Raw genomic sequence first — 26,839 nt, forward strand, 5'->3', positions numbered from 1 at the left:
TGCCATTTTCATGCATCACCGCGGCCTTGAAAACCAATGCGCCGCCGGCTTTGCGATCTCCGATGCCCAGTCGAGGGCGGTGCCTGTTACCGCCAGATCCCGGTTTCCCGGGAAATGACGGTGGATGGGAGGACACATGACCGTGTCTAGCAACGCGCCGGCTCAGCCTGATTTCTCAGGACCGCAGCCAACCCGGCACCCCGACGAGGGCCGGGCCGATCAACCCCGGTTGGATTCAGAACCCGTACCCATGCAGCTCCAAACTACGCCGCCCACCTCACCGCGCGAACCGGAAGCGAAGCAGATCGATTACAACGATTCGATCCGCTCCACCTTCTTTTCGATGGAGGACCTCCGGCAATGCGGCGAGGATCTCGCGGCAAAGGGTGTCTCCTCGCTGCCGGGCTTCTTCCCGTTCGAGTTCCGTCCGCGGCATCGCGAGAACGAGAACGAGATCCTGCGCGTCTACCGGGCGACGGCCGCGGACGTCGAGGCCGGGGCAACGATCACGCCGGCCGCCGAATGGCTGCTCGACAACCATCACGTCGTCGAAGAGGCGATCCAGGAAGTGCGGCGCGATTTCCCGCGCCGGTTCTATCGCCAGCTCCCGACGATTTCGGTTTCGGGCACGGTGATTCCGCGCACCATGGCGCTCGCCTGGCTCTACGCTGCCCACACCCACAGCACGGTGACGCGCGAAAGCATCACGGCGATGGTCGAGGGCTTCCAGAAGCACGAGACCTTCAAGATCGGCGAACTTTGGGCCTTACCGTCGATCCTGCGCTTCGTGCTGATCGAAAATTTGCGGCGGATTGCCATCCGCGTCGAACGCTCGCGCGGCATGCGGCGCAAGGCAAACGACGTCGCCGACCAGATCATTCGCCTCAGCGATCCGGAAAAGTCGCGCACGCTGCTTGCGGAATCGGAAGCGCTGGCGGCCGACAACACCTTCGTCGCGCAACTGCTCTACCGCATGCGTGACGGGTCGCAGACCTCGGGCGCCGTGATCGGCTGGATCGAGGATCAGCTCGAGAAGCGCGGCAGCGATGTCGAAAGCGCGCTGGTCGCCGAGCAGAACCGTCTGTCGTCCGGCAATGCGACGATGAGCAACATCATCCGCAGCCTGCGTGAGATCGACGACACCGACTGGGCCGTCTGGTTCGAGAGCGTCAGCAAGATCGATGCGGCGCTGCGTGAAGGCTCCGATTATGCGGCGCTCGATTTCGGGTCGCGCAACAAGTACCGCGACACGATCGAAAAGCTGGCGCGCCGTTCGGGGCACAGCGAATTCGAAGTGACGCAAATCGCCATCCAGATGGTGCGCGAGGCGGAAGTCGCGGCCGAGACGGAAGCGCCGCTGCAGCAGCCGAATGTCGGATCCTTCCTCGTCGGCAAGCAACGCAAGCTTCTGGAAAAGAAGATCAGCTACCGGCCGTCGGTGCTGCAGACCATCATTCGCCTCAGCCGCAGGCTTGATTGGTTTGCGATCGCCGGGCCGAACATCCTTCTGACCATCCTGGCGATGATCGCCGTCTACTCCTTCGTCAGCCCGATGGCGATCCCGAGTGGCGCGAAGCTGATCATGCTGCTGCTTTTCGCGCTGCCGGCCTCGGAAGGCGCGATGGGCCTGTTCAACACGCTGGTGACGCTGTTCGTCAAACCGTCGCGGCTGGTCGGCTACGAGTTCCTCGACGGGATCCCCGAGGACGCCCGCACGCTCGTTGCGGTGCCGTGCCTGATTTCCAAGCGCGATCACGTCGACGAACTGGTGCGCAATCTCGAGGTCCACTATCTCGCCAACCCGCGCGGCGAGATCTACTTTGCACTGGTCAGCGACTGGGCTGACAGCAAGGACGAGGAATCGAGCACCGACGCCGATGTGCTCGATTATGCCAAGCGCGAGATCGCTCAGCTCTCGGCGCGTTATGCCTATGACGGCAAGACCCGATTCTATCTGCTGCATCGCCGCCGCCTGTATAACGAGCAGGAAGGCGTGTGGATGGGCTGGGAGCGCAAGCGTGGCAAGCTGCACGAGCTGAACATGCTCTTGCGCGGTGACCGCGACACCTCGTTCCTGCAGGGCGCCAACACGGTGCCGGACAACGTTCAGTACGTGATGACGCTCGATTCCGACACGCGCCTGATGCGCGATGCGGTGACGAAGCTCGTCGGCAAGATGTACCATCCGATCAACCGTCCGGTTGTCGATCCGAAAACGCAGAACGTGATCGCCGGCTACAGCCTGCTGCAGCCGCGCGTCACGCCGTCGCTGACGACGGGCAGCGAAGCCTCCGCCTTCCAGCGCATCTTCTCCTCCAACCGCGGCATCGATCCTTACGTCTTCACCGTTTCGGACGTCTATCAGGACATTGCCGGCGAAGGCAGCTTCACCGGCAAGGGCCTCTATCATGTCGACGCCTTCGAGGCGGCGCTGAAGGGGCGCATCCAGGAAAACGCCGTTCTCAGCCACGACCTGCTCGAAGGCTCCTACGTGCGTTGCGCGCTGGTGACCGACGTCGAACTCGTCGAGGACTTCCCGACCCGCTACGAGGTGGAAATGTCGCGCCAGCATCGCTGGGCGCGCGGCGACTGGCAGCTGCTGCCCTATATCTTCAATCTGTCGAACGGGCTGTCGATGCTCGGACGCTGGAAGATGTACGACAACCTGCGCCGCTCGCTGATCCCGCTTGCCTGGCTCGTCGCCTCGGTCATGGGCTGGTACTACATGGAGCCGACCGAAGCGCTGATCTGGCAGATCGTGCTGATCTTCAGCCTGTTCGTGGCGCCGACGCTGTCGCTGATCAACGGCCTCCTGCCGCGCCGCAACGACATCGTTGCCCGAGCGCACCTGCATGCGGTGTTGAACGAAGTTCGTGCCGCCAACGCGCAGGTCGCGCTGCGCATCGTCTTCATCGCCCACAATGCGGCGATGATGGGCGACGCCATCGTGCGTTCGCTCTACCGCACGTTTGTCAGCGGCAAACTGATGCTGGAATGGCGCACGGCCGCGCAGGTGCAGAGCGCCGGCCACGGCACCATTGGCGACTATTACCGCGCCATGTGGGTTGCGCCGGCGCTGTCGGCGATCTCGCTGGCCCTTGCGGCGATTTCCGACACCGGCCTGCCCTTCATCGGCATTCCCTTTGCGCTGCTGTGGGCCCTGTCTCCAGCCGTTGCCTGGTTCGTCAGCCAGTCGGCCGAAACCGAAGACCAGCTTGTCGTTTCCGATGAGGCGATCGACGAGATGCGCCTGATCGCGCGCCGCACCTGGCGATACTTCGAGACCTTCGTCACCGCCGAGCAGCACTTCCTGCCGCCGGACAACTTCCAGGAAACGCCGCAGCCGGTTCTCGCCGAGCGGACGTCACCGACGAATATCGGCGTCTACCTGCTCTCCGTCATGTCGGCGCGCGATTTCGGCTGGATCGGCTTCGAGGAGACGATCAACCGGCTGGAGCAGACGATCGCCACCATCGACCGGATGCCGAAATATCGCGGCCACCTGTTCAACTGGTACCGGACGAATACGCTCGAAACCATGGAGCCGCGCTACATTTCGTCGGTCGACAGCGGCAATCTGGCCGGTCATCTGATCGCCGTGTCGTCGATGTGTCGCGACTGGGCCGAAGCGCCGTCGGCGCATGTCCAGGGCAGTCTCACCGGTATCGGCGACGTCGCTGCGATCCTTCAGGAAGTGCTGCGCGACCTGCCCGACGACCGCAAGACGGTGCGTCCGTTGCGTCGCCTGATCGAAGAACGCATCGTCGGCTTCCAGAACGCGCTCGCTGCGATCATGCGCGAACACGAGTTCGCTTCGATCCGGGTGATCAACCTGGCCGTTCTGGCGCGCGACATGCACAAGCTCACCGTCAATCTCGACCATGAGGTGCGCACGCCGCAAAGCAGCGAAGTGACGAAGTGGGCCAACTCGCTCGTCACCACCTGCGAAGCCCATATCGCCGATGGCGTCTTCGATCTCGGCGCAATCGAATCGCTGCGCCAGCGCCTGCTGGTGATGAAGGACCGGGCACGCGACATCGCCTTCTCGATGGATTTCGGTTTCCTGTTCCGTCCGGAGCGGCGCCTGCTGTCGATCGGCTTCCGCGTCAACGCCAACGAGCTCGACGAGGCCTGCTACGATCTTCTTGCGTCGGAAGCTCGTCTCACCAGCCTGTTTGCCATCGCCAAGGGCGATCTTCCGACGGAGCACTGGTACAAGCTCGGCCGGCCGATCGTTCCGATCGGCGCACGCGGTGCGCTGATCTCCTGGTCCGGCTCGATGTTCGAATACCTGATGCCGCCTTTGGTCATGCAGGAGCGTCAGGGTGGTATCCTCAACCAGACCAACAATCTGGTCGTGAAGGAACAGATCAACCACGGCCGTCGCCTCGGCACGCCGTGGGGCATCTCGGAAGCCGCCTTCAACGCGCGTGACCACGAGCTCACCTACCAATACACCAACTTCGGTGTGCCGACGCTCGGTCTCAAGCGTGGTCTCGGCCAGAACGCGGTCATCGCGCCCTACGCCTCGATCCTCGCCTGCATGTACGATCCGAAGTCGGCGCTCGCCAACCTCGGGCGTCTCCGCGAGGTCGGCGCGCTCGGCGCATACGGCTACCACGACGCCGTCGACTTCACGCCGACGCGCGTGCCTGAGGGCCAGAAGTGCGCGGTGGTTCGCAACTACTATGCCCACCACCATGGCATGTCGATCGCGGCTGTCGCCAACGTCGTCTTCAACGGCCGCCTGCGCGAGTGGTTCCACGCCGATCCGGTGATCGAAGCCGCCGAACTGCTGTTGCAGGAAAAGGCGCCGCGCGACATTCCGATCATGAATGCCAAGCGCGAGCCGGAATCCGTCGGCAAGGGCCAGGACGATCTCCTGCGCCCTGAGGTCCGCATCATCGAGAACCCGCTTTCGCAGGACCGCGAGACCGTGTTTCTCTCCAACGGCCACTACTCGGTGATGCTGACGGCCAACGGCGCCGGTTACGCCCGCTGGAACGGCCAGTCGGTTACCCGCTGGAAGCCGGATCCGGTCGAGGACCGTACCGGAACCTTCATCTTCCTGCGCGATACGACGACCGGCGACTGGTGGTCGGCGACGTCGGAGCCGCGACGCGCGGCCGGTGAGAAGATGCTGACGCGCTTCGGCGACGACAAGGCGGAATTCGTCAAGACCGTCGGTGATCTCACCAGCGAGGTGGAATGCATCGTCGCCACCGAACACGATGCCGAAGGGCGCCGGGTCATGCTGCTCAACACCGGCACCCAGGACCGCTTCATCGAAGTGACCTCCTATGCCGAGCCTGTGCTTTCGACAGACGAGGCCGACAGCGCACACCCGGCGTTTTCGAAGATGTTCCTGCGCACGGAAATCAGCCGCCGCGGCGATGTCATCCGCGTCAGCCGCAACAAGCGCAGCTCCGGCGATCCGGACATGGAAGTGGCGCATCTCGTCACTGACAATGCCGGCAGCGACCGCCATACGGAAGCCGAGACCGACCGTCGCCGCTTCATCGGCCCGGGCCGCACGCTTGCCGAAGCCGCTGCCTTTGATACGGATGCGGTGCTTTCCGGCACGGACGGCTTCACGCTCGATCCGATCATGTCGCTGCGCCGGGTTGTGCGCGTACCCGCCGGCAAGAAGGTCAGCGTCGTCTTCTGGACGATCGCCGCCCCAAGTCGCGAGGAGGTCGATCGCGCGATCGACCGCTACCGCCATCCGGAGACCTTCAACCAGGAGCTCATCCACGCCTGGACCCGCAGCCAGGTGCAGATGCGCCATGTCGGCGTGACCTCGCAGGAAGCGGCAAGCTTCCAGATGCTCGGCCGCTACCTCGTCTATCCGGACATGCATCTGCGCGCCGATTCGGCGACGGTTCAGGCCGGCCTCGATTCTCAGTCGAAGCTCTGGCCGCTCGCGATTTCGGGCGACTACCCGATCTTCTGCCTGCGCATCAATGACGACGGCGATCTCGGCATCGCCCGTGAGGCGCTGCGCGCCCAGGAATACCTGCGCGCCCGCGGCATCACCGCCGATCTCGTGATCATCAACGAGCGCGCCTCGTCCTATGCCCAGGACATGCAGCACGCGCTCGACTCCATGTGCGAGAACCTGAGGCTTCGCGGTCTCTCGGACGGTCCGCGCCAGCACATCTTCTCGGTGCGCCGCGACCTGATGGAGGCGGAGACGTGGTCGACCTTGCTGTCGGCCTCGCGCGCGGTCTTCCATGCCCGCAACGGCACGATCTCCGACCAGATCGCCCGCGCCAACTCGCTCTATTCGCCGGCACCGGTGAAAGGCTCCGAAAAGAGCGCCGAGTTCTCAGGCCCGCTGCTGGCAGCGCCGCAGGAGAACGGGGATGCCGCTCCGGCGGAAATCAAGGGCGATGGCCTTTCCTTCTGGAACGGCTTCGGCGGTTTCGCCGATGGCGGTCGCGAATACGTCGTGCGCCTGCGCGGCGGCGAAGCGACGCCGCAGCCGTGGATCAATGTCATCTCCAATGATGCTTTCGGCTTCCACATCTCGGCCGAGGGTGCGGCCTATTCCTGGAGCCGCAACTCGCGCGACTACCAGCTGACGCCCTGGACCAATGATACGGTCGTCAACCGGCCGGGCGAAGCCATCTTCATCCGCGACATGGCAAGCGGCACGGTCGCCACGCCCTATGCGGCGCTCTCGCGCCGCCGTTCCGTCGTCTTCGAGACGGCGCACGGGCTTGGCTATTCGATCTTCCGCAGCACCCAGGACGACCTTGAGATCGAGGTTGTCCAGACGGTGCATCGCAACCTGCCGGCCAAGCTCGTCCGCGTGTCTGTCCGCAACCGTGCGGCGTCTGCGCGGCAGTTGAGGCTCTACGGCTACAACGAGTGGGTACTTGGCAACAACCGTGCCCGTTCGGCGCCCTTCGTCCTTTCGAAATGGGACGAGACGGCCGAGGCGCTGGTGGCGACCAACCCTTACAGCATCGATTTTGCCGGCCGATCCGCCTTCTTCGCCGTCGATGGCGGCGATGCGGCCGGCTACACCGCCAGCCGCCGGGAGTTCCTGGGCGCGATCGGCGGCATTCTGGCGCCGCAGGCGGTCACTTCGGGTGCCGATCTTTCGGGCTCCGTCGATGTCGACGGCGATCCTTGCGCCGTGGTCGCAACGGACATTTCGATCGAGCCCGGTGCCGAACGGCAGGTCACGTTCATCCTCGGCGATACCGATACGGACGATCAGGTTCGAGCCATCATCGGCGAACTGCGTGAGACCGCGTTCGACACGGTGCTTGAGGCGAACAAGACGTTCTGGCGCGAATTCACCGACATCGTGAAGGTGGAAACGCCGGATCCGGCCTTCAACGCCATGATCAACAACTGGCTGCCCTATCAGAGCCTCGGTTGCCGCATCATGGCGCGCTCGGCCTTCTATCAGGCAAGCGGTGCCTTCGGTTTCCGCGACCAGTTGCAGGATACGCTGGCGTTCCTGATCCATCGTCCGGAACTCGCCCGGGCACAGATCCTCAACGCTGCCTCCCGCCAGTTTACCGAAGGCGACGTGCAGCATTGGTGGCTGCCGGGAACAGGCGCCGGCGTGCGCACGATGATCTCCGACGACGTCGTCTGGCTCGCCCATGCCGTGACCCGCTATTGCACGGTGACCGGCACGTCCGATCTCCTTGCCGAGAAGCTTGCCTTCATCACTGGCCCGGCGCTCGAAGCGGGGCAGCACGACGCCTTCTACAAGCCCGAGATTTCCGAAGAGGTCGGCGACGTCTACGAGCATTGCGCCCGTGCACTCGATCTTGCGATCAAGCGGACCGGTGAGAACGGCCTGCCACTGTTCCTTGCCGGCGACTGGAACGATGGCATGAACCGGGTCGGCGAGAAGGGGCAAGGCACGAGCACCTGGCTCGGCTGGTTCCTCGCCGGCACGCTGCGTGGCTTCCTGCCCTTCGCGCGCGAGCGCAAGGACGAGGCGCGCATCACGCGCTGGGAGGCGCATCTCGAAGCGCTCAAGAAGGCGCTCGCGACCGCCGGCTGGGATGGCGACTACTACCGTCGCGGCTATTACGACGATGGCACGCCGCTTGGCACCAGTGAGGCTCTGGAGTGCCGGATCGATTCGATCGCTCAGTCCTGGAGCGTGCTTTCGGGCGAAGGCGATGAGCAGCGTTCGCTGAAGGCGATGGACGCAGTCATGGCTGAACTGGTCGACCCCGACCAGCGCATCGTGCGGCTGTTCACACCGCCGCTCGAGCGGACGTCGCAGGATCCGGGCTACATCAAGGCCTATCCGCCGGGCGTGCGCGAGAATGGCGGGCAATATACTCACGCCGCCACCTGGGTCGCCTTGGCCTTTGCCGAACAGGGCAGGGCGGAAGAGGCCTGGCGGGTCTTCCAGATGCTGAATCCGATCTCGCATGCCGAAAACCGCGAAGCGGCGGAACACTATCGCGTCGAGCCCTATGTCGTTGCCGCCGATATCTACGGCGAAGGCGATCTGGCGGGGCGTGGCGGCTGGACCTGGTATACGGGATCTGCCGGCTGGCTCTACCGTGTCGGCGTCGAGGGCATCCTCGGTATTCGCCGGCAGGGCGACAGGCTGGTCATCCGTCCGGTGCTGCCCGCAGCCTGGAACGGCTACTCGGCCGAAGTGACGCTCAATGGCGCGCGGCACAAGATTTCGGTCGAACGCGACAAGAAAAGTGGCGAGCCGATCGTCAGCGTCAACAATAGTGTCACAAAAAACGCGCATGAAGGCATTTTGCTGTAACGGCCGGCATTGAAGGCAGGATGAAACCGGCTTTGTTCCCGCAAGGGCAAGGCCGGTTTTTCTTTGCGGATTTGCCGGCGGCGCGACCTCGACGGCTGAGCGTCGTGCAGGAATTCAAAGTCCTACAGCGACCTTTGCGCGTCTGATAAGACGCGCGGCGCTGTAGATTTCGTGAGCGGGGTGCCGGGCGGGAAACCGCCTGCAGATGGCCTCCCGCTCTCCTTCATGGTGCCGGGCATCGCGCGAAAGGCGGGACGTCGGTACCCGTTTCAACAGGGATGGGGCAGGGGCGCCAAATCCTGGAAAACGGACCGCATGCTGCAAAAGACTTTTCAGGGTGGCGTCGACCCGATGTCCGCCCGATTGGTTCCGAAGGAGCGTGACGCACGCCTTGATGTGTTCAGGGCGCTGTGTCTCCTGACGATTTTCGTCAATCACGTTCCCGGGCAATATCTCGAATACCTGACCCACAAGAACTTCGGCTTTTCCGATTCCGCTGAAGCTTTCGTCCTAATCTCGGGCCTCTCGGTCGGGATCGCCTATGGCGGCAAGTTCGTCTCCGGCGGTCGGCTGGCCATGATGCTCAAAATCTGGCGCCGGGCCCTGGCGCTTTACGTCGCCCACATCATGACGAGCATCGTAACGCTGGCGATCTTTGCCGGCGGCGCGATCTACTTCGGAAGGCAGGACCTGATCGGCGAGATCAACATCCGCCCGATGGTGGAGCAGACGGAGCAGGGCATCGTTGCCATGGTGCTCTTGGGACATCAGCTCGGCTACAACAACATCCTGTCGATGTATGCGGCGCTGTTCCTGCTGCTGCCGGGCATCCTCTGGCTGAACGGTGTCAGCAAGAAACTGCTGCTTCTGCTCTCGGCCGCGCTATGGTTCGCCGCGGGCATCTTCAAGTTCGTGCCGTCGAACTTCCTCGACGAGGGCTACTGGTTTCTCAATCCCTGGTCCTGGCAGTTCCTGTTCGTCATCGGCGTGGTGATGATGACCTATGTGCGCAACGGCGGATCGCTGCCGCGCTGGCCCTGGCTGATAATGCTGTCCTGTGCCTATCTTGCCGTTTCCGCCGTCTGGGTCTTGTTCTCGTTCTGGAGTATCGACCTCTCCTTCGGTCTTCCGGCCGTTCTGACAGGCTTCGATAAGACCTTCCTGTCCACGCCGCGATTGCTGCATGTGCTGGCGCTCGGCTACGTCATCGCGGTGACGCCTCGGATCAGCAACCTCGCCAAACTCGACCGCGATCATCCGCTGGCGGTGGTCGGCCGGCATTCGCTACCGATCTTCATCTTCGGCACGATCCTGGCGATGTCCGGCCAGGTGCTGCTGTTCGTGACGGGGAAGAACCCGGTCTTCGGCAGCCTCTTCGTGCTCGCCGGCATCGGCCTGCACTTTGCCTATGCCTATTATCTCGAATGGCTGCGCGGCATCGCGTCTGCCAACCCGCTAAGGGCGGCGTAGCAAACGCCGCCCTTGACCGTGCGTCAGCATCAGGTTCGAGAACCCAGCGCCAGGCGGCAGGCAAGCCCCGTGAACACGCCGGCGAGAAGGTACTGCGGCAGTTTCGGGAAACGCCGGAAGCCGGAAAGTCTTGCGCGCAGATGGCTGCCGACAAGGATGACAGTGCCGTTCACGAGCAAGCCGATCCCGTTCAGGATGGTCGCAAGCAGAAGCATCTGCAGGACCATCGACCCGCCATTCGGGTGCACGAACTGGGGAAAAAGGGCCAGCACGAACAGCGCCATCTTCGGATTGAGCAGGTTGGTCATCAGTCCCTCGCCGAAGACCCGCCGGCGTGAGAGCCGCTTGAGCGTCGACGTCGGGGACGCGCCCGAGGGATGCGAACGTACCGTCTTCCAGGCGAGATAAAGCAGATAGGCGCAGCCCGCCCAGCGCACGATCTCATAGGCAACCGGTACGGTGAGGAAGAGCTGCGAGAGGCCGAGCGCTGCCGCGAGCGCATGGCAGTAGGTGCCAAGCGCGATGCCGGCATAGGTGAGAAACCCGACGGCACGGCCCTGGCTGAGGCTGCGAGACGCAATCAGCAGCATGTCAGGGCCGGGCGTTGCGGTCAGCACGAGGCTTGCGGCGGCAAACAGAGCGATGGTGGAGATATCCGGCATTGGTGATTCCCTTGGAATTGAAGCCGGAATTCCCGTCTACCAACAATTTGGCGAATGACAAGACTTCCCGATGCGGCGCTCGCCCAAAAAGAAAAGCCACCCGCGGCTGACCGCGGGTGGCTTGATGTACGATTTGCCTGACGTCGGGCGAGCGTTACGCTGCCGTGTGGCTCATGCGGACGTCGTCGTCCGTCAGGATGCCGCTGGCGCGGAGCAGGGCTGCAAAGCGGCCGTTGCTCTGGCTGAGCTCGTTGAAGCCGCCCATCTCGACGATCCGGCCCTGGTCCATGAAGACCACCAGGTCGGCCTCGCGCACCGTCGACAGGCGGTGGGCGATGATGAAGGTCGTGCGGTTCTTGCGCAGCGCATCGATCGCATCCTTGACGCGGTTCTCGGTCTCGACGTCGAGCGCGCTGGTCGCCTCGTCGAGCACCAGGATCGGCGCGTTCTTGAGGATGGCGCGAGCGATGGCCACACGCTGACGCTCGCCACCCGACAGACGGTTGCCGCGCTCGCCGACGACCGTATCGTAACCGGTCGTGCGCCCCTCGATGAAGTCGCAGGCAGCAGCCGCTTCGGCGGCAGCCATGACTTCCTCGATCGTCGCGTCGTCACGGCCAAGCCGGATGTTTTCCGAGATCGAGCGGTTCATCAGGCCCGCATCCTGGAAGACGGTGGCGATCGAACGGCGCAGCGACTTGCGCGTCACCTTCGAGATGTCGTTGCCGTCGATCAGGATCTGGCCGTCGCGCGGATCGTGGACGCGTTGCAAGAGGTTGACGAGCGTCGTCTTGCCGGCACCCGTCGGGCCGACGATGGCGATCGTCTGGCCGGCCTTGGCGGTGAACGAGACGTTGTGCACGCCCTGGTTCGTGTTGGCAAAGTCGAAGGAGACGTTGCGGAACTCGACCTCGCCGACAACCGGCGGCAGCTCGGTCGCACCGGCCGGCTCGTCGCGTTCGCGCACGGCGTCTTCGAGGGTGAAGAAGTCCTCGAGCTTGGCACGAGCTTCGAAGATCTGCGTGACGAAGGCTTTCATCTGGTCGAGGCGGCCGATCAGCAGATTGGCAAAGCCGATGAAGGCGATGACTTCGCCGACGCCGAGTTCGCCGCGCTGCACCAGCACGGTACCGATCACGAGGATCGCCATCATAGAGATGGTCGAGGCGACGCGGTTCAGCCCGCTTGCGAGTGCCCACCAGTCGAGTACCGGGAACTGGGCCGAGATCAGCCGCTCGGTGAACTTCTTCAGCTCGCGGGTTTCAGCCTCGATGCGGTTGTAGCTGTGCACAACCGAAACGTTGCTGATCGCGTCGGAAACGTGGGAGAAAACCGTGTGGTAGTGGTTCTCGACCGAAGCCTGGCCTTCCTTGGTGCGGCTCATGACCACCTTGCTGATCACCACATAGAGCGCGCCGAGAACGACGAGCACGAGCGACAGGCGCACGTCCATGGCAAAGGCGGTCGGAACGAGCAGAACGAGGGCGACGGCGGTCGCCAGATGCTGGCGCATGAATTCGAGCCAGAGACCGAAGAGGGTTTCGCAGGCGCGAAGCAGCGTGTGCAGGGCGTTGGACGTGCCGCGCTGGCTATGCCAGGCAAGCGGCATGGAAACGATGCGGCCGAAGGCTTCCGTCAGGAGTGTGGCGCGGCGGCCATGGGCCAGCCGGTCGGCCTCGCGGGCGACGAGCACGAAGGCGACGGTGTTGAAGACGCCGAGACCTGCCCACATGAGCAGCATCGGCGTGACTTCGCCCTTCGACGAGATGGCGTCGATGATACGACCGAACAGGATCGGTTCGGCAATTGTGATCGCTGCCAGAACGACGTTGGCAAGCACGATCGCTGAGACGCGAAACTTGTGAACCGCAAGATACTGGAGCGCTCTTGCATACACCTGGAACAATGACACTGTCTCACCCCTTCCGGGTACCGGATTTGACGCGCCGCAGACCTTCTGCGGCGGATGCACCCGCGTCCTCGAGGTTCCTCATGGCGAGCATTGAAGCCTCGCGCCGTTAGAGCACTCGGGGCCGCGCTGAGACGGTCTTTTGCGGCAATGGGAAGCCGTAGCCGGACGCAGGACAGCCACTCGTTTTCCCGTTTCGCTCGTCTGTGAGCTTGGCGAGAATATTCATAGTCTGCTATCTGTCGTGCCAACTCCGATTTCTTGCATATTTCGCATAAGACCGGGCGTGGTATGACGGATTATCGCGGGTGCAACATGAATGGTCGCTGAACGGTGCCTTTATGTCCGGATTCGGAAATGCGACCATATGCATCGACCTGGAAGGTGATCCATGAACATTACGCTGCTCGTACAGTTTCTCGCGCTTCTGGAGGAGATGAAGACACGCGAAGAAATCATCCCTGAATTCGAGCGCCTGCTCGATCGCTGCGGCTTCGACTTCTACGGTGTCGTGCGCCAGCCCAAGCCGCATGACAACCCGCTGAGGCTGCTGCTTGCCGGTCGCTGGCCCGAGGGCTGGCCACAGATCTATATCCGCAAGAAGTTCGTGGTGATCGACCCGACCATCCGCTATCTCGGCCATGCCCAGCGCGGTTTCCGCTGGCGCGATACGCTGTTTGCTTTCCGCTCCGATCCGCATCGCAAGCGCATGGAAAGCATGATGATCGAGGCCCGCAACCACGGTCTCTACGACGGCTACATCTTCCCGGTGCACGGCCGGCGCGGCCTGCTCGGCAACCTGACGGTCGGCGGCCGCGTCGTCGACTTGAGCCCTGTCGAGATCAGCCTGTTCGACTCGATCGCCAAGCGGCTGTTCTGGAAGCTCTTGGACCTGACCGACCCCGAGGTTTCGGCCGAGCTCGGTTCGCGCGTCGAAGTGCAAATGACGCGGCGCGAAATGGAAGCCCTCAATTATCTCGCCGACGGACTGACCTCCAACGACATCGGCAAGGTGCTGGATATTTCGAGCCACACGGTCGATTGGTACATGAACGGAATCCAGGAAAAGCTGAAGGCCAAGAACCGCCACCACGTCGTGGCGATCGCCTTCCGTCTCGGCCTGATTTCCTAAAGTCGAAAGGCATTCGGTTTCCTGTCGCATCTGAAATTGCGCTCTGCCCGGTGACCCGCTAATACTTTATTTCGCGGGTGCAGCATTTCCCGCAATATCAAGTCATTGAGGAGACCGACTTGCCTATCTCGAAGATCCTTGTTGCCAACCGTTCTGAAATTGCCATCCGCGTTTTTCGCGCTGCAAACGAACTCGGTCTGAAAACGGTCGCGATATGGGCGGAAGAGGACAAACTCGCGCTGCACCGCTTTAAGGCGGATGAAAGCTACCAGATCGGCCGCGGCCCGCATCTTGCGCGCGACCTCGGCCCGATCGAAAGCTACCTGTCGATCGAGGAAGTGATCCGCGTCGCCAAACTCTCGGGTGCCGACGCCATTCATCCGGGCTACGGCCTGCTGTCGGAAAGCCCGGAATTCGTCGATGCCTGTGACGACGCCGGCATCATTTTCATCGGTCCGCGCCCGGCGACGATGCGTCAGCTCGGCAACAAGGTCGCAGCCCGCAACCTCGCCATTTCCGTCGGCGTTCCGGTCGTGCCGGCCACCGATCCGCTGCCGGACGACGAAAAGGAAATCCATCGCCTCGCCGCCGAGATCGGCTACCCGGTCATGCTCAAGGCCTCCTGGGGCGGCGGCGGACGCGGCATGCGCGCCATTCGCGATCCGAAGGATCTGATCCGCGAGGTGACGGAAGCCAAGCGCGAGGCCAAGGCCGCCTTCGGCAAGGACGAGGTCTATCTCGAAAAGCTGGTCGAGCGCGCCCGCCACGTCGAAAGCCAGATCCTCGGCGACACCCACGGCAATGTCGTGCATCTGTTCGAGCGCGACTGCTCCATCCAGCGCCGTAACCAGAAGGTCGTCGAGCGCGCGCCGGCGCCCTACCTCTCCGATGCGCAGCGGCAGGAACTGGCCAACTACTCGCTGAAGATCGCCAAGGCGACCAACTACATCGGCGCCGGCACCGTCGAGTATCTGATGGATGTGAACACCGGCAAGTTCTACTTCATCGAAGTGAACCCGCGCATCCAGGTCGAGCACACCGTCACCGAAGTGGTGACCGGCATCGACATCGTCAAGGCGCAGATCCACATTCTCGACGGCGAGGCGATCGGCACGCCGCAATCGGGTGTGCCTGACCAGGCTGACATCCGCCTCAACGGCCACGCGCTGCAGTGCCGCATCACCACGGAAGATCCGGAACAGAACTTCATTCCCGACTACGGCCGCATCACCGGCTATCGTTCGGCGGCCGGTTTCGGCATCCGTCTCGACGGCGGCACGGCCTATACCGGCGCCTACATCACCCGCTACTACGATCCGCTGCTGGTGAAGGTCACGGCCTCGGGCAGCACGCCTCAGGAAGCGATCAGCCGCATGGACCGGGCGCTGCGCGAATTCCGTATCCGCGGTGTGGCGACCAACCTCACCTTCCTCGAGGCGATCATCGGCCACGAGCAGTTCCGCAACAACACCTACACCACCCGCTTCATCGATACGACGCCGGAACTCTTCCAGCAGGTCCGGCGCCAGGACCGTGCGACGAAGCTCTTGACCTATCTCGCCGACGTCACCGTCAACGGTCATCCGGAGGCCAAGGGCCGTCCGAAGCCGCCGGCGGATGCGGCCAAGCCCGTCGTGCCATTCATCCAGGGCGAAATCCCCGCCGGTACCAAGCAGAAGCTCGACGCGCTCGGCCCGAAGAAATTCGCCGAGTGGGTGCGCGGTGAAAAGCAGGTTTTCCTGACCGATACGACGATGCGCGACGGCCATCAGTCGCTGCTTGCGACCCGCATGCGTACGCATGACATCGCCCGCGTCGCCGGCACCTATGCTCGTGCCCTGCCGCAGTTGTTCTCGCTCGAATGCTGGGGTGGTGCGACCTTCGACGTTTCCATGCGCTTCCTCACCGAGGACCCGTGGGATCGTCTCGCCCGCATTCGCGAGGACGCGCCGAACCTGCTGCTGCAGATGCTTTTGCGCGGCGCCAACGGCGTCGGCTACAAGAACTACCCCGACAACGTCGTGAAGTACTTCGTGCGCCAGGCGGCGAAGGGCGGCATTGACGTCTTCCGCGTCTTCGACTGCCTCAACTGGGTCGACAACATGCGCGTGTCGATGGAGGCCGTTGCTGAAGAGAACCGCATCTGTGAGGCGGCAATCTGCTACACCGGCGACATCCTGAACTCGGCCCGCCCGAAGTACGATCTCAAGTACTACACGGCATTGGCGGCCGAGCTCGAAAAGGCCGGCGCGCACATGATCGCCGTCAAGGACATGGCGGGCCTGTTGAAGCCGGCCGCCGCGCGCGTGCTCTTCAAGGCGCTGCGCGAAGCGACGGATCTGCCGATCCATTTCCACACGCACGACACCTCGGGCATTGCGGCTGCAACCGTGCTTGCCGCCGTCGATAGCGGCGTCGATGTGGTCGATGCGGCGATGGACGCACTCTCCGGCAACACCTCGCAGCCCTGCCTCGGCTCGATCGTCGAGGCGTTGCGCGGCTCGGAGCGTGATCCGGGCCTCGATCCCGAATGGATCCGCCGCATCTCCTTCTATTGGGAAGCAGTGCGTTACCAGTACGCTGCCTTCGAAAGCGACCTCAAGGGACCGGCGTCGGAAGTCTACCTGCACGAAATGCCGGGCGGTCAGTTCACCAACCTCAAGGAACAGGCCCGTTCGCTCGGGCTGGAAACCAAGTGGCACCGCGTTGCCCAGGCCTATGCCGATGCCAACCAGATGTTCGGCGACATCGTAAAGGTGACGCCGTCCTCCAAGGTCGTCGGCGACATGGCGCTGATGATGGTCTCGCAAGACCTGACGGTTGCCGACGTCGAGAACCCGGCCAAGGACATCGCCTTCCCGGATTCGGTCGTCTCGATGCTGAAGGGCGATCTCGGTCAGCCTCCGGGCGGCTGGCCGGAAGCGCTGCAGAAGAAGGCGCTTAAGGGCGAGAAGGCTTACACCGCCGTGCCCGGCTCGCTGCTGCCGCCGGCCGATCTCGATGCGGAGCGCAAGGCGATCGAGGACAAGCTCGAGCGCAAGGTTGACGACTTCGAGTTCGCCTCCTATCTGATGTACCCGAAGGTCTTCACCGATTACGCGGTCGCGGCCGACACCTATGGTCCGGTCAGCGTGCTGCCGACGCCGGCCTATTTCTATGGGCTTGGACCGGGCGAGGAGCTGCAGCCGGAGATCGAGCGCGGCAAGTCGCTGGTTATCCTGCACCAGGCCAAGAGCGAGCCGGACGAGAAGGGCATGGTCAAGGTGTTCTTCGAACTCAACGGCCAGCCGCGCCTGATCAAGGTACCGGACCGCAACCGCAGTGCGACGAGCGCCGTGCGCCGCAAGGCCGAGGGCGGCAACGCTGCCCAGCTCGGCGCTCCGATGCCGGGCGTCATCTCCACGGTCGCGGTTCATCCGGGCCAGGCGGTTAAGGCCGGTGACGTGCTGCTCTCGATCGAGGCGATGAAGATGGAAACGGCGCTGCATGCCGAGAAGGACGGCACGATCGCCGAAGTTCTGGTGCGCGCCGGCGACCAGATCGACGCCAAGGACCTGCTGATCGTCTTCGACGCGTAAGCGTTTGCCACACGGACAGACAAAAACGGCCGGATGCGAATCCGGCCGTTTTTGTTTTGCGATGGATGAGACGACGGCTGCTTAGCGCCTAGGCCAATGGAACCGGTCCCAATGCTTCCCTTCAGATCTCGTAGTCGTGCGGAGCGCTGAGCGAGGCAATGAACTTCTTCGTTCGCTCGCGCTCGGGCGCCGAGAAGATCGTCTTTGGCGCGCCGCTTTCGACGATGAGGCCGCCGTCGAGGAAGATCACCTTGTCGGCAACGCGCGAGGCGAGCCGGAGGTCGTGGGTGGCCATGACCATGGTGGTGCCTTCGCGGGCAAGCCGGCTCAGGACTTCGACCACTTCTTCCGCCAGTTCAGGGTCGAGCGCCGAGGTCGGCTCGTCGCAGAGAAGCACGCGCGGCGAAGGGGCAAGGGCACGGGCGATCGCCACGCGCTGCTGCTGGCCGCCGGAAAGTGTTGCCGGCCAGGCGTCGGCCTTGTGCGCCATGCCGACCTTTTCGAGCAGTTCCATTGCCCGGGTCTTCGCCCTGTCCGCCGGCCATTTCAGCACGGTGACGAGGCCTTCCATGACATTGCCGAGTGCGGTCTGGTGCGGGAAGAGCTGGAAGTTCTGGAACACCATGCCGGTCTGCCGGCGCAGACGCTGGATTGCCGTCCAGCCGACCTTGCGGCCAGGGGCAAATTCAAGCTTCTCGTCGCCAAGCTTGATCGATCCGGAGGTCGGGATCTCCAGAAGGTTGATGCAGCGCAGCAGCGTGCTCTTGCCGCCGCCGGACGGGCCGACCAGCGCGGTCACAGTGCCCTCGGCGAGCGTCACGGAAATATCCTTCAGCACGAGATTGTCGCCGAAGCGCTTTTCGATGTGGGAGAGCTCGATCATGTGCGTGCCTCCAGGAAGCCGCCATAGCGGGCGAAGCGTCGCTCCAGCCTGACCTGCAGGGCGGAAAGCACGGAGCTCATGGCAAGATAGATCAGCGCCGCCTCGATGTAGAGGATCAGCGGCTCGTAGGTGGTGGCGACGATGCGCTGCGCTGTCTGGAACATCTCGGGCACGGTAATGGCGGCGGCAAGCGACGTATCCTTCACCAGCGAGATGAATGTGTTCGACAATGGCGGCACGGCGACGCGGGCTGCCTGCGGCAGGATCGTGCGGCGCATCGCCTGGCTCCAGCTCATGCCGATCGAATAGGCTGCCTCCCATTGTCCGCGCGGGACCGACGAAATCACCGCGCGAATGATCTCGGAGGTGTAGGCGCCGACATTCAGCGAGAAGCCGATGAGCGCTGCGGTGAAGGCGTCGAGCAAGATGCCGGCGCTCGGCAGGCCGTAAAAGATCACGAACAGTTGGACCAGCAACGGCGTGCCGCGGATCACCCAGACGTAAAAGCGCGCGATCCAGGCGACCGGTGCCGGCCCGAAGAGCCGGGCGACGGCGGTGACGAGCCCCAGGATCAGGCCGAAGATGAAGGAAAGCAGCGTCAGGGGGATGGTAAAGGTCAGGCCGGCCCAGAGCAGGGACGGCAAGGATTCCAGCATCAGTGGGAGCCAGGTGGTCAAGGGCGAGCCTTTCAAAAAGCGCGATCCGCCCCGGGGTCCGGAACGGATCGCTTTTCATAGCCGAGAATGGCCGGCTGAGAAACCGGCCGAGGGCCCAGTGATCGGGTTACTTCGAGACGTCGGCGCCGAAGTACTTCTGCGAGATCTTGTCGTAGGTGCCGTCGGCCTTGATGTCGACGAGCGCCTTGTTGATCGCCTCGAGAAGCTCCGGCTCGCCCTTGCGGATGATGATGCCGGAGAAGTCGGCATCGGCCTGCTCAGCGGCGATCTTGACCGGGGCGTCGGGCTTCTTCTTCTTGAAGTCGAGGAAGGAGAGGCTGTCGTTGATCGTCGCGTCGGCACGGCCGGTCAAGACGAGTTGGATCGACTGGTCGAAGCCGTCGGTGCCGACGAGTTCGGCGCCGGACGCGGTTGCGAGCTTGCCGAAGTTGCTGGTCAGCGACTGGGCCGACTTCTTGCCCTTGAGATCGGCAAAGCCCTTGATCTCTTCGTTGTCCGACTTGACGATCAGCACAGCCTTGGAGGCGATATAGGGTTCGGAGAAGTCGTACTTCTTCTTGCGCTCCTCGGTGATGCCGACCTGGTTGATGACCGTGTCGTAGCGGTTGGCGTCGAGGCCGGCGATCAGGCCGTCCCACTTGCCTTCGAGGAATTCAGCCTTGACGCCGAGCTTCTCGGCGACGGCTTGGCCGATCTCCACGTCGAAGCCGACGAGCGCGCCGGAGGCGTCGTGATAGGTGAACGGGGCATAGGTGCCCTCGGTGCCGATCTTCAGGACACCGGCAGATTTGATCGCATCGAGGTTCTCGCCGGCTTCAGCGGAGCCAAGTGCGGCAACCTGCATCAGAGCGGCGGCAAACAGCGTGGGGAGGAGTTTCATCGTGATTTTCCATCTTCTTTCTTGCCCGGCCCGTCGTCCGGATTGAGCGGACAATCGCATAAAAAATCGGCGATCTGAGCGTATAAAACACCAATTCCTGAGCGTTTTGATGAAGAATTTTCCTCGAATTGACCCCGATTGCGCGCAAAAGCCACGGTTTGTCGAAATTCGCGCGCCGCTCCGATTTGGGCGCTGCGCCAGCTTGAAAACGGTTTCAAAAGTTGCTATGCACACTTATCGCGATTCATGCACGTTTATGCACGGTTAGTAAAAATGTCAGGCGAACTCCTTCTTCGTGAGCGAAAGACGCTGATCCAGGAGCGGTTGAAGGCCAATGGCCGGGTGCTGGCTGCTGATCTTGCGGCTGAGCTTAGCGTTTCCGAAGACACGATCCGCCGTGATCTCCGGGAAATGGCGGCGGCAGGACTGTGCGAGCGCGTCTATGGTGGCGCACTTCCGGTCGCGCCGGCGGCGCATAGCACATTGCGAGAACGGGTGGCGATGGCGCCGGAACGCAAGGCGGCTCTGGCGCGCACGGCGGTCGGCCTGATCAAGCCTGATATGACCGTGTTCCTCGATGCCGGCTCGACCAATCTTGCGATCGCGCAACTGATCGAGCCGGAGCTGCCGGTCACCGTCGTCACCAACACACCGCTGATTGCCGTCGCGCTCATGGAGAAGCCGGGTGTCGATCTGATCCTGCTCGGTGGCCCGCTCAACCGTGCCGTCGGTGCGGCGATCAGCGCGCGGGCTCAGCGCGACGCGGAGCTGCTCCGGCCCGATCTCTGCTTTCTCGGCACGTGCGGCGCCGATGCCGCTGCGGGCCTGACGGCGATCTATTTCGAGGATGCGGAATTCAAGCGGCTCATTGCGTTGCGCAGCCGGCGCCTGGTTGTCGCCGTCACCAGCGACAAGCTCGGTACGGCCGCGGCGCACGGGGTCGTCGATATCAATGACAAGGTGACGCTGCTGCTCGAGGCGGATGCGTCGGCGGAGCATCGGGCGGCCTTCGAGGCGGCGGGGGCAGAGATCCTGATAGCGGGAGAGACGGAATGACGACGATCACGCATGTGGCGCTCTGGACGCGGGACCTCGAGGCGATTGCCAGCTTCTGGTCGTCCTTCTTCGGCGCCGAAGTCGGCGAGATCTATGAAAGCCGACGGCGGCCGGGCTTTCGCTCGCGGTTCCTGACGCTTGGCGACGGGCCGGCATTCGAGATCATGGAAGGCCCTTGGGTTGGGCAGGCCGATCCGGCTGAAGAACGTACCGGCCTTGCCCATGTGGCGCTGTCGCTCGGCAGCGAGCAGGCGGTCGAGGCGATGGCCGCGCGCGCCGAGGCTAACGGCATTCTGGTCGCAAAACCGCGATGGACCGGCGATGGCTTCTATGAGGCCGTTGTTCGCGACCCCGATGGAAATCTGATCGAAATCACAATTTGAGCCGGGCGATCCGGCGCAGAGGCAAGACCATGGACCAACGTTCTCCTTCCGCGACCGTCCGCCAGGGCTACATGACCCGCAACCGGCTGGCGGTTTCGCTGCTCTTCCTATTGAACGGCTTCGTCATCGGCAGTTGGGCGCCGAAGATCCCGGAATTCAAGGACCGGCTCGGCATCAGCGAAAGCGTGCTCGGCCTGTTGATCCTGATGTTCGGTATTGGCTCGCTGGTGCTCATGCCGATTGCCGGCGGCTACATCGCCCGTGTGGGGTCGCAGAAGGTGGTCAAGGTCACCGCCATCATCCTGTCGCCGTTGCTTCTGCTTCTGACGCTTGTCCCCGATGTCTGGACGGCGGCTGTCGCCATGTTCCTGCTTGGCGGTTTTGCCGGCGCGATGGACGTCGCGATGAACGCCAATGCGGTCGAGGTCGAGAAATCCATGCGCCGCGCGATCATGTCGTCCTGCCATGCCTATTGGAGCCTCGGCGGCCTGATCGGTGCCGGTATCGGCGGCTTCCTCATGGCCCGCTTCGGTGTGCTGCCGCATGTCCTTGTCGTCACTGCGATCTGCCTGGTGCTGATCGTCGCCGCTTGGCCGATGATCCTGGCCGACAAGCCGCATCCGGGCGCAGCCAAGGAAAAGCTGCGCCTGCCGATGACGCCGCTCCCCTGGCTGATCGGCATCATGGCGCTGTTCTCGATGGTGCCTGAGGGCACAGTGCTCGACTGGGGTGCGCTCTATCTGCGCAACGAGCTTGGCGCCTCCGTTGAGCTTTCCGGCTTCGGCTTTGCCGCCTTCTCCGCCACCATGGCGACCATGCGTTTTGCCGGCGATTTCGTGCGGGATCGCTTCGGCGCCAAACGGACGCTCCGCATCTGCACCGTCACGGCACTCGTCGGCATGATCGTCGCGGGCACGGCGCCCAATGCCTATATCGCCATCCTCGGTTTTGCGATCGCCGGCATCGGCATTTCCAACATGGTGCCGATCGCGTTCTCGGCCGCCGGCAACATGCCGGGCCTGCAGCCGGGCATCGGGCTCTCGGTCGCGACCTTCATGGGCTATTCCGGCATGCTGTTCGCGCCGTCGCTGATCGGCTTCGTTGCCGAGCATACGGGCTTTGCCATCATCTTCGCCTCGGTGCCGCTGCTCTTCATCGTCGTGCTTCTCTTGTCGCACCATGCGGTCCATGCGGATCACGCTAAGGGGCACTGAGACGGAACAGCGCCATCAAATCGCCGTCAGGGCATGATGTCGCCGTTGACAATCAGGCTTTCCTCATCCACCTGATGGGCAAATGGCCAGGGCGAGTTGAGGAAAGTCCATGTGGGTTCTGCCCGCATCCTCGCCCGGCTCAGTGACCCACGAAGAGGCCTTCATGTCTTCCGCCTTTGATTTCGATCCGCAGCCCCGCCGCGCCTCCGTCGCCGTCGATGTCGGCGGCGTCATCGTCGGGGGCGGCGCACCGGTCGTGGTCCAGTCGATGACCAACACCGATACGGCCGATATCGATGGGACCGTGGCCCAGGTGGCCGCGCTGCATAAGGCCGGTTCGGAACTGGTGCGCATCACCGTCGACCGCGACGAGAGTGCGGCGGCGGTGCCGAAGATCCGCGAGCGGCTCGAGCGCCTTGGTCTCGACGTGCCGCTCGTCGGCGACTTCCACTATATCGGCCACAAGCTGCTTGCCGATCATCCGGCCTGCGCCGAGGCGCTGGCGAAGTATCGCATCAATCCGGGCAATGTCGGGTTCAAGGACAAGAAGGACAAGCAGTTCGCCGAGATCGTCGAGATGGCGATCCGCTACGACAAGCCGGTGCGCATCGGCGTCAACTGGGGTTCGCTCGACCAGGAACTGCTGACGCGGCTGATGGACGAGAACAAGGCGAACGGTTTTCCGCTGACGGCGCAAGAGGTGACGCGCGAGACGATCGTGCAGTCGGCGCTGCTCTCGGCGGAACTCGCCGAAGAGATCGGTCTGCCGCGCAACCGCATCATCCTTTCGGCCAAGGTTTCCGGCGTTCAGGACCTGATCGCCGTCTATGCCATGTTGTCGGCCCGCTCGGACCACGCACTGCATCTCGGCCTCACCGAGGCCGGCATGGGCACGAAGGGCATCGTCGCCTCGTCCGCTTCGCTCGGCATCCTCATGCAGCAGGGCATCGGCGATACGATCCGCATTTCGCTGACGCCTGAGCCCGGCGGCGACCGCACCCGCGAGGTGCAGGTGGCGCAGGAATTGCTGCAGGTCATGGGTTTCCGTCAGTTCATCCCTGTTGTTGCCGCCTGTCCCGGCTGCGGACGCACCACGTCCACGGTGTTCCAGGAACTCGCCCAGAAGATCCAGGACGACATCCGCCGCAACATGCCGGTCTGGCGCGAGAAGTATCCCGGCGTCGAGGGCCTGAAGGTCGCGGTCATGGGCTGCATCGTCAACGGCCCGGGCGAAAGCAAACATGCCGATATCGGCATCTCTTTGCCCGGCACCGGCGAAATGCCGGCCGCCCCCGTCTTCATCGACGGCGAGAAGGCAATTACACTGCGCGGCCCCAACATTGCCGGCGACTTCGAGACGCTGGTTTCCGACTATATCGAGAAGCGCTACGGCCGCGGCCAGGCGGCCGCTGAGTAAGCAGCCGCGCTTTGTCCACGCTGTGGCCTCAGAGCCGTGATGTCAGCAGCTTGAAGCCGGCAAAGGCGAAGAAGCCGGCCATCAGGCTCTCGATCAACCGCCTGGACTTGAGATAAGCGCGGTGTACCGGCGTGAGCGAGAAGACGATCGCAAAGCCGCAGAAGGTCATCAGACCCAAGACCATGCAGCCGCCGATAAAAGTGGCGGTAACGCCGACCGGCGCGCCCGCGGGCATGCCGAGTGACACCAGCATGATCCAGGAGAAGATCGCCTTGGGGTTCGTCAGGTGGATGCCGAGCCCCTTGAGATAGAGCCGCTTCAGCGAGGTCTGCACCTTTGCCGTCGGTACGATCGCGCTCTTGTCGCTGCGCATGGCGGCGCGTAGCGCGTTATAGGCGAGCCAGAAGAGATAGCAGGCGCCGGCGATCTTGAGCACGATGATCGCGTGGCCATAGGCGCGGATCAGCGCCGAGAGACCGGAGGCCGTCAGCATTGCCCAGGTGTAACTTCCCGTCAGAACGCCAAGGGCAAGCGCCAGGCCCGCCTTTCGTCCCTGGCTGACCGAGGTGGTGATGATCGCCAGGATCGCCGGCCCCGGCGATGCGGTCGCGATCAGATAGGCGGTCCAGGCAATGAGAAGCTGCGGCAGATAGGGCGTCAGGTCGAACATGTAAGACAAGCTCCGGCTCGGTCGCCGGAGGCTAGATCAGTCCATCGCTTGTTTGAAACGGCGAAAATGTCACCGAGACAACTTAGAGGATCTCGTCTAGCGCCTCGATCAGGCGCGCGCATTCGGCATCGGTGCCGATGGTGATGCGCAGGAAATCGGAGATGCGCGGCTTGGCGAAATGGCGCACCAGCACGGCGCGCTCGCGGAGCGCCTTCATCAGCGTTTCTCCGCGATGGCCGGGATGCCGTGCGAAAACGAAGTTTGCCGACGAAGGCAGCACCTCGAAGCCGCGCGCTGTCAGTTCGGCCGTGAGCCGGTCGCGCGACGCGATGATCTTGGCGCGAGTGTCCTCGAACCAGGCTTCATCCTCGATCGCGGCGATGGCGCCGGCCTGGGCCGGGCGGCCGAGCGGATAGGAGTTGAAGCTGTCCTTCACCCGCTCCAGCGCCTCGATCAGCGGGCGCTGGCCAATGGCGAAGCCGACGCGCAAGCCCGCAAGTGCGCGCGACTTGGAGAAGGTCTGGACGACCAAGAGGTTCTCGTATTTCGAAACCAGTTCTGCGGCCGACTGGCCGCCGAAATCGACATAGGCCTCGTCGATGACGACGGGCTGGTCCGGATGGCTTGCGACCAGCCGCTCGATGTCGGCGAGCGGCAAAGCGATGCCGGTCGGGGCATTCGGGTTCGGCAGGATGATCGCGCCGCAGGGCCGGTCGTAGTCGGCGAGATCGATCTCGAAGCGATCGCTGAGCGGGATCTCGACCGTGTCGATCTCGAAGAGCCGCGCATAGGTCGAATAGAAGCTGTAGGAGATATCCGGATAGAGCAGCGGCGCGTCGTGCTTCAGCAAGCCGGCGAAGATGTGCGCCAGCACCTCGTCCGAGCCGTTGCCGACGAAGACTTCTTCGGCGGTCACGCCATAGCGTACGGCGATGGCCTGGCGCAGCTTCAGCGCCAGCGGGTCCGGATAAAGGCGAAGATCGCTGCTCGCTGCCGCGGCGATCGCGTCGAGCACCTTCTCAGACGGACCGTAGGGGCATTCGTTGGTGTTGAGCTTCACCAGGTTGGCGATGCGCGGCTGTTCGCCAGGCACGTAGGGCTTCAGCTTGGAGACGATCGGCGACCAGTATTTGCTCATGGATCTAGCTCCTGCGATTGGCGATGAAACGGGCGGCTTCGACGAGAATGGCCGAGCGCGCTCCATAGGGCGCAAGCAGCGCTTCGGCTTCGACGACCAGTTGCTCCAGCCGGTCTTCCGCCCAGGTCTGGCCGTTGAGCGCGACCAGCGTGCCCTTGCCACGGGCGGCGTCCTTGCCGGTTGCCTTGCCCATGGTCTCCGCATCCGCGGTAAGGTCGAGCAGGTCGTCGGCAAGCTGGAAGGCAAGGCCGATCTTTTCGCCGAAGGCGCGAAGCCGCGCGCGGTCCTCCTTCGCGGCGCCGGCGACGATGGCGCCAGCCTCGCAGGCAAATCGGATCAGGGCACCTGTCTTCATCGCCTGCAGCGTGACGATCCCGGCCTCGTCCGGTGGCGACTTTTCCGCGGCCAGGTCGAGCGCCTGTCCGCCGGCCATGCCACCGTGGCCGGCGGCGCGTCCGAGCGCCAGGACCAGCTCCACCTTCTGCGCATCCGAAAGCGCTGTTTCGGGTGCTGCGATGATGTCGAAGGCAAAGGTCAGCAGGCTGTCGCCGGCAAGAATCGCCGTCGCCTCGTCGAAGGCCCTGTGCACGGTCGGCTGGCCGCGGCGCATGTCGTCGTCGTCCATCGCCGGCAGGTCGTCATGGACCAGCGAATAGCAATGCACGCATTCGAGTGCCGCGCCGACGCGCAAGGCCGCATCGCGATTGCCGCCGAGCAGATCGGCGCATTCGATCACCAGGAAGGGGCGCAGACGCTTGCCGCCGTTCAGCACGCCGTGGCGCATGGCCGCGAGCAGGTTTGCCGGCCGGGCGATTTCGTCGGCTTCCGTCGTCTGGCCGAGCAGACGTTCCAGCAGACCCTCGACGGTGCGGGCATTGGTGGCGAGGCGACGGGTAAAAGGCGATGTGTCCTGGCTCATGCGCGCTCTTTGACATGGGCGAAGAGGGCTTTCAACGGGGATTCGTGTCGCAGCCGCGCGCTTTCCCTGGGACAGCCTTCTCCGCGC

The 26,839-nt window shown here is 63.6% G+C and carries 17 protein-coding genes; 8 read left to right on the forward strand and 9 right to left on the reverse strand.

From position 1 onward, the window contains the following. Positions 1-136 precede the first annotated feature (136 nt). Both ndvB and IB279_RS24845 read left to right on the forward strand, forming a co-directional pair. Positions 137-8,764 carry a cyclic beta-(1,2)-glucan synthase gene (gene ndvB / locus IB279_RS24840; protein ID WP_112771701.1) on the forward strand — a complete coding sequence of 2,876 codons (8,628 nt, stop codon included), beginning with the start codon at positions 137-139 and terminating at the stop codon, positions 8,762-8,764. Positions 8,765-9,079: 315 nt separating this feature from the next. Beyond that, positions 9,080-10,234: an OpgC family protein gene (locus IB279_RS24845; protein WP_112771702.1), complete on the forward strand. Its 1,155-nt coding sequence runs from the start codon at positions 9,080-9,082 to the stop codon at positions 10,232-10,234. A gap of 29 nt (positions 10,235-10,263) precedes the next feature. Here IB279_RS24845 and IB279_RS24850 read toward each other — a convergent pair whose 3' ends face one another. Together IB279_RS24850 and IB279_RS24855 are read right to left on the reverse strand one after the other, a co-directional pair. Further along, positions 10,264-10,896 (reverse strand): LysE family translocator, encoded by a 633-nt coding sequence (locus tag IB279_RS24850; RefSeq protein WP_060611276.1) that lies wholly within the window; start codon positions 10,894-10,896, stop codon positions 10,264-10,266. 154 nt (positions 10,897-11,050) lie between these two features. Further along, positions 11,051-12,808 carry a glucan ABC transporter ATP-binding protein/ permease gene (locus tag IB279_RS24855; RefSeq protein ID WP_034802972.1) on the reverse strand — a complete coding sequence of 586 codons (1,758 nt, stop codon included), beginning with the start codon at positions 12,806-12,808 and terminating at the stop codon, positions 11,051-11,053. A gap of 388 nt (positions 12,809-13,196) precedes the next feature. Between IB279_RS24855 and IB279_RS24860 the strand changes: the two genes are divergently transcribed. Next, positions 13,197-13,937 (forward strand): autoinducer binding domain-containing protein, encoded by a 741-nt coding sequence (locus IB279_RS24860; RefSeq protein WP_034802969.1) that lies wholly within the window; start codon positions 13,197-13,199, stop codon positions 13,935-13,937. Positions 13,938-14,056: 119 nt separating this feature from the next. After that, the gene (gene pyc / locus IB279_RS24865; protein WP_192339906.1) at positions 14,057-17,515 is read left to right on the forward strand and encodes a pyruvate carboxylase; all 3,459 of its coding nucleotides are present in this window, start codon (positions 14,057-14,059) and stop codon (positions 17,513-17,515) included. 121 nt (positions 17,516-17,636) lie between these two features. On the opposite strand, the gene IB279_RS24870 is transcribed toward pyc, so the two are convergent. The 4 genes from IB279_RS24870 to IB279_RS24885 all read right to left on the reverse strand — a co-directional run bounded on the left by IB279_RS24870 (position 17,637) and on the right by IB279_RS24885 (position 20,173). Next, positions 17,637-18,398 (reverse strand): amino acid ABC transporter ATP-binding protein, encoded by a 762-nt coding sequence (locus IB279_RS24870; RefSeq protein ID WP_112771705.1) that lies wholly within the window; start codon positions 18,396-18,398, stop codon positions 17,637-17,639. Further along, entirely contained in the window at positions 18,395-19,075 is a 681-nt protein-coding gene (locus IB279_RS24875) for an amino acid ABC transporter permease (RefSeq protein ID WP_089044284.1), read from the reverse strand. The genes IB279_RS24870 and IB279_RS24875 overlap by 4 nt, the downstream gene beginning before the upstream one ends. A 106-nt stretch (positions 19,076-19,181) precedes the next feature. Then, complete coding sequence (locus IB279_RS24880) at positions 19,182-19,955, reverse strand: amino acid ABC transporter substrate-binding protein (protein WP_112771706.1); 774 nt, start codon at positions 19,953-19,955, stop codon at positions 19,182-19,184. After that, complete coding sequence (locus IB279_RS24885; protein WP_146749546.1) at positions 19,952-20,173, reverse strand: hypothetical protein; 222 nt, start codon at positions 20,171-20,173, stop codon at positions 19,952-19,954. The genes IB279_RS24880 and IB279_RS24885 overlap by 4 nt, the downstream gene beginning before the upstream one ends. 55 nt (positions 20,174-20,228) lie before the next feature. On the opposite strand from IB279_RS24885, the gene IB279_RS24890 reads away from it, so the two are divergent. From IB279_RS24890 to ispG, 4 genes are all read left to right on the forward strand, one after another. Then, positions 20,229-21,011 (forward strand): DeoR/GlpR family DNA-binding transcription regulator, encoded by a 783-nt coding sequence (locus IB279_RS24890; RefSeq protein ID WP_112771707.1) that lies wholly within the window; start codon positions 20,229-20,231, stop codon positions 21,009-21,011. Next, positions 21,008-21,394, forward strand: a complete 387-nt coding sequence (locus IB279_RS24895) for a VOC family protein (protein ID WP_112771708.1) — start codon at positions 21,008-21,010, stop codon at positions 21,392-21,394. Before IB279_RS24890 ends, IB279_RS24895 begins: the two co-directional genes overlap by 4 nt. A 29-nt stretch (positions 21,395-21,423) precedes the next feature. Continuing rightward, the gene (locus IB279_RS24900; protein WP_162728796.1) at positions 21,424-22,608 is read left to right on the forward strand and encodes an MFS transporter; all 1,185 of its coding nucleotides are present in this window, start codon (positions 21,424-21,426) and stop codon (positions 22,606-22,608) included. A 163-nt stretch (positions 22,609-22,771) separates the two neighbouring features. After that, on the forward strand, positions 22,772-24,025 hold the full coding sequence (ispG, locus tag IB279_RS24905) for a flavodoxin-dependent (E)-4-hydroxy-3-methylbut-2-enyl-diphosphate synthase (protein ID WP_112771775.1): 1,254 nt from the start codon (positions 22,772-22,774) through the stop codon (positions 24,023-24,025). A 28-nt stretch (positions 24,026-24,053) separates the two neighbouring features. Here the strand turns inward: ispG and IB279_RS24910 are convergent, their stop codons facing one another. The 3 genes from IB279_RS24910 to IB279_RS24920 all read right to left on the reverse strand — a co-directional run bounded on the left by IB279_RS24910 (position 24,054) and on the right by IB279_RS24920 (position 26,752). Beyond that, positions 24,054-24,695 (reverse strand): LysE family translocator, encoded by a 642-nt coding sequence (locus IB279_RS24910; protein WP_034802945.1) that lies wholly within the window; start codon positions 24,693-24,695, stop codon positions 24,054-24,056. A gap of 82 nt (positions 24,696-24,777) precedes the next feature. Further along, positions 24,778-25,833 carry a histidinol-phosphate transaminase gene (gene hisC / locus IB279_RS24915; protein WP_034802942.1) on the reverse strand — a complete coding sequence of 352 codons (1,056 nt, stop codon included), beginning with the start codon at positions 25,831-25,833 and terminating at the stop codon, positions 24,778-24,780. Positions 25,834-25,837: 4 nt separating this feature from the next. Continuing rightward, positions 25,838-26,752 carry a polyprenyl synthetase family protein gene (locus tag IB279_RS24920; protein WP_060521481.1) on the reverse strand — a complete coding sequence of 305 codons (915 nt, stop codon included), beginning with the start codon at positions 26,750-26,752 and terminating at the stop codon, positions 25,838-25,840. Positions 26,753-26,839: the final 87 nt, after the last annotated feature.

Origin of the sequence: Ensifer sp. ENS06 (assembly GCF_014852205.1) — a bacterium.
Taxonomy (GTDB): domain Bacteria; phylum Pseudomonadota; class Alphaproteobacteria; order Rhizobiales; family Rhizobiaceae; genus Ensifer; species Ensifer adhaerens.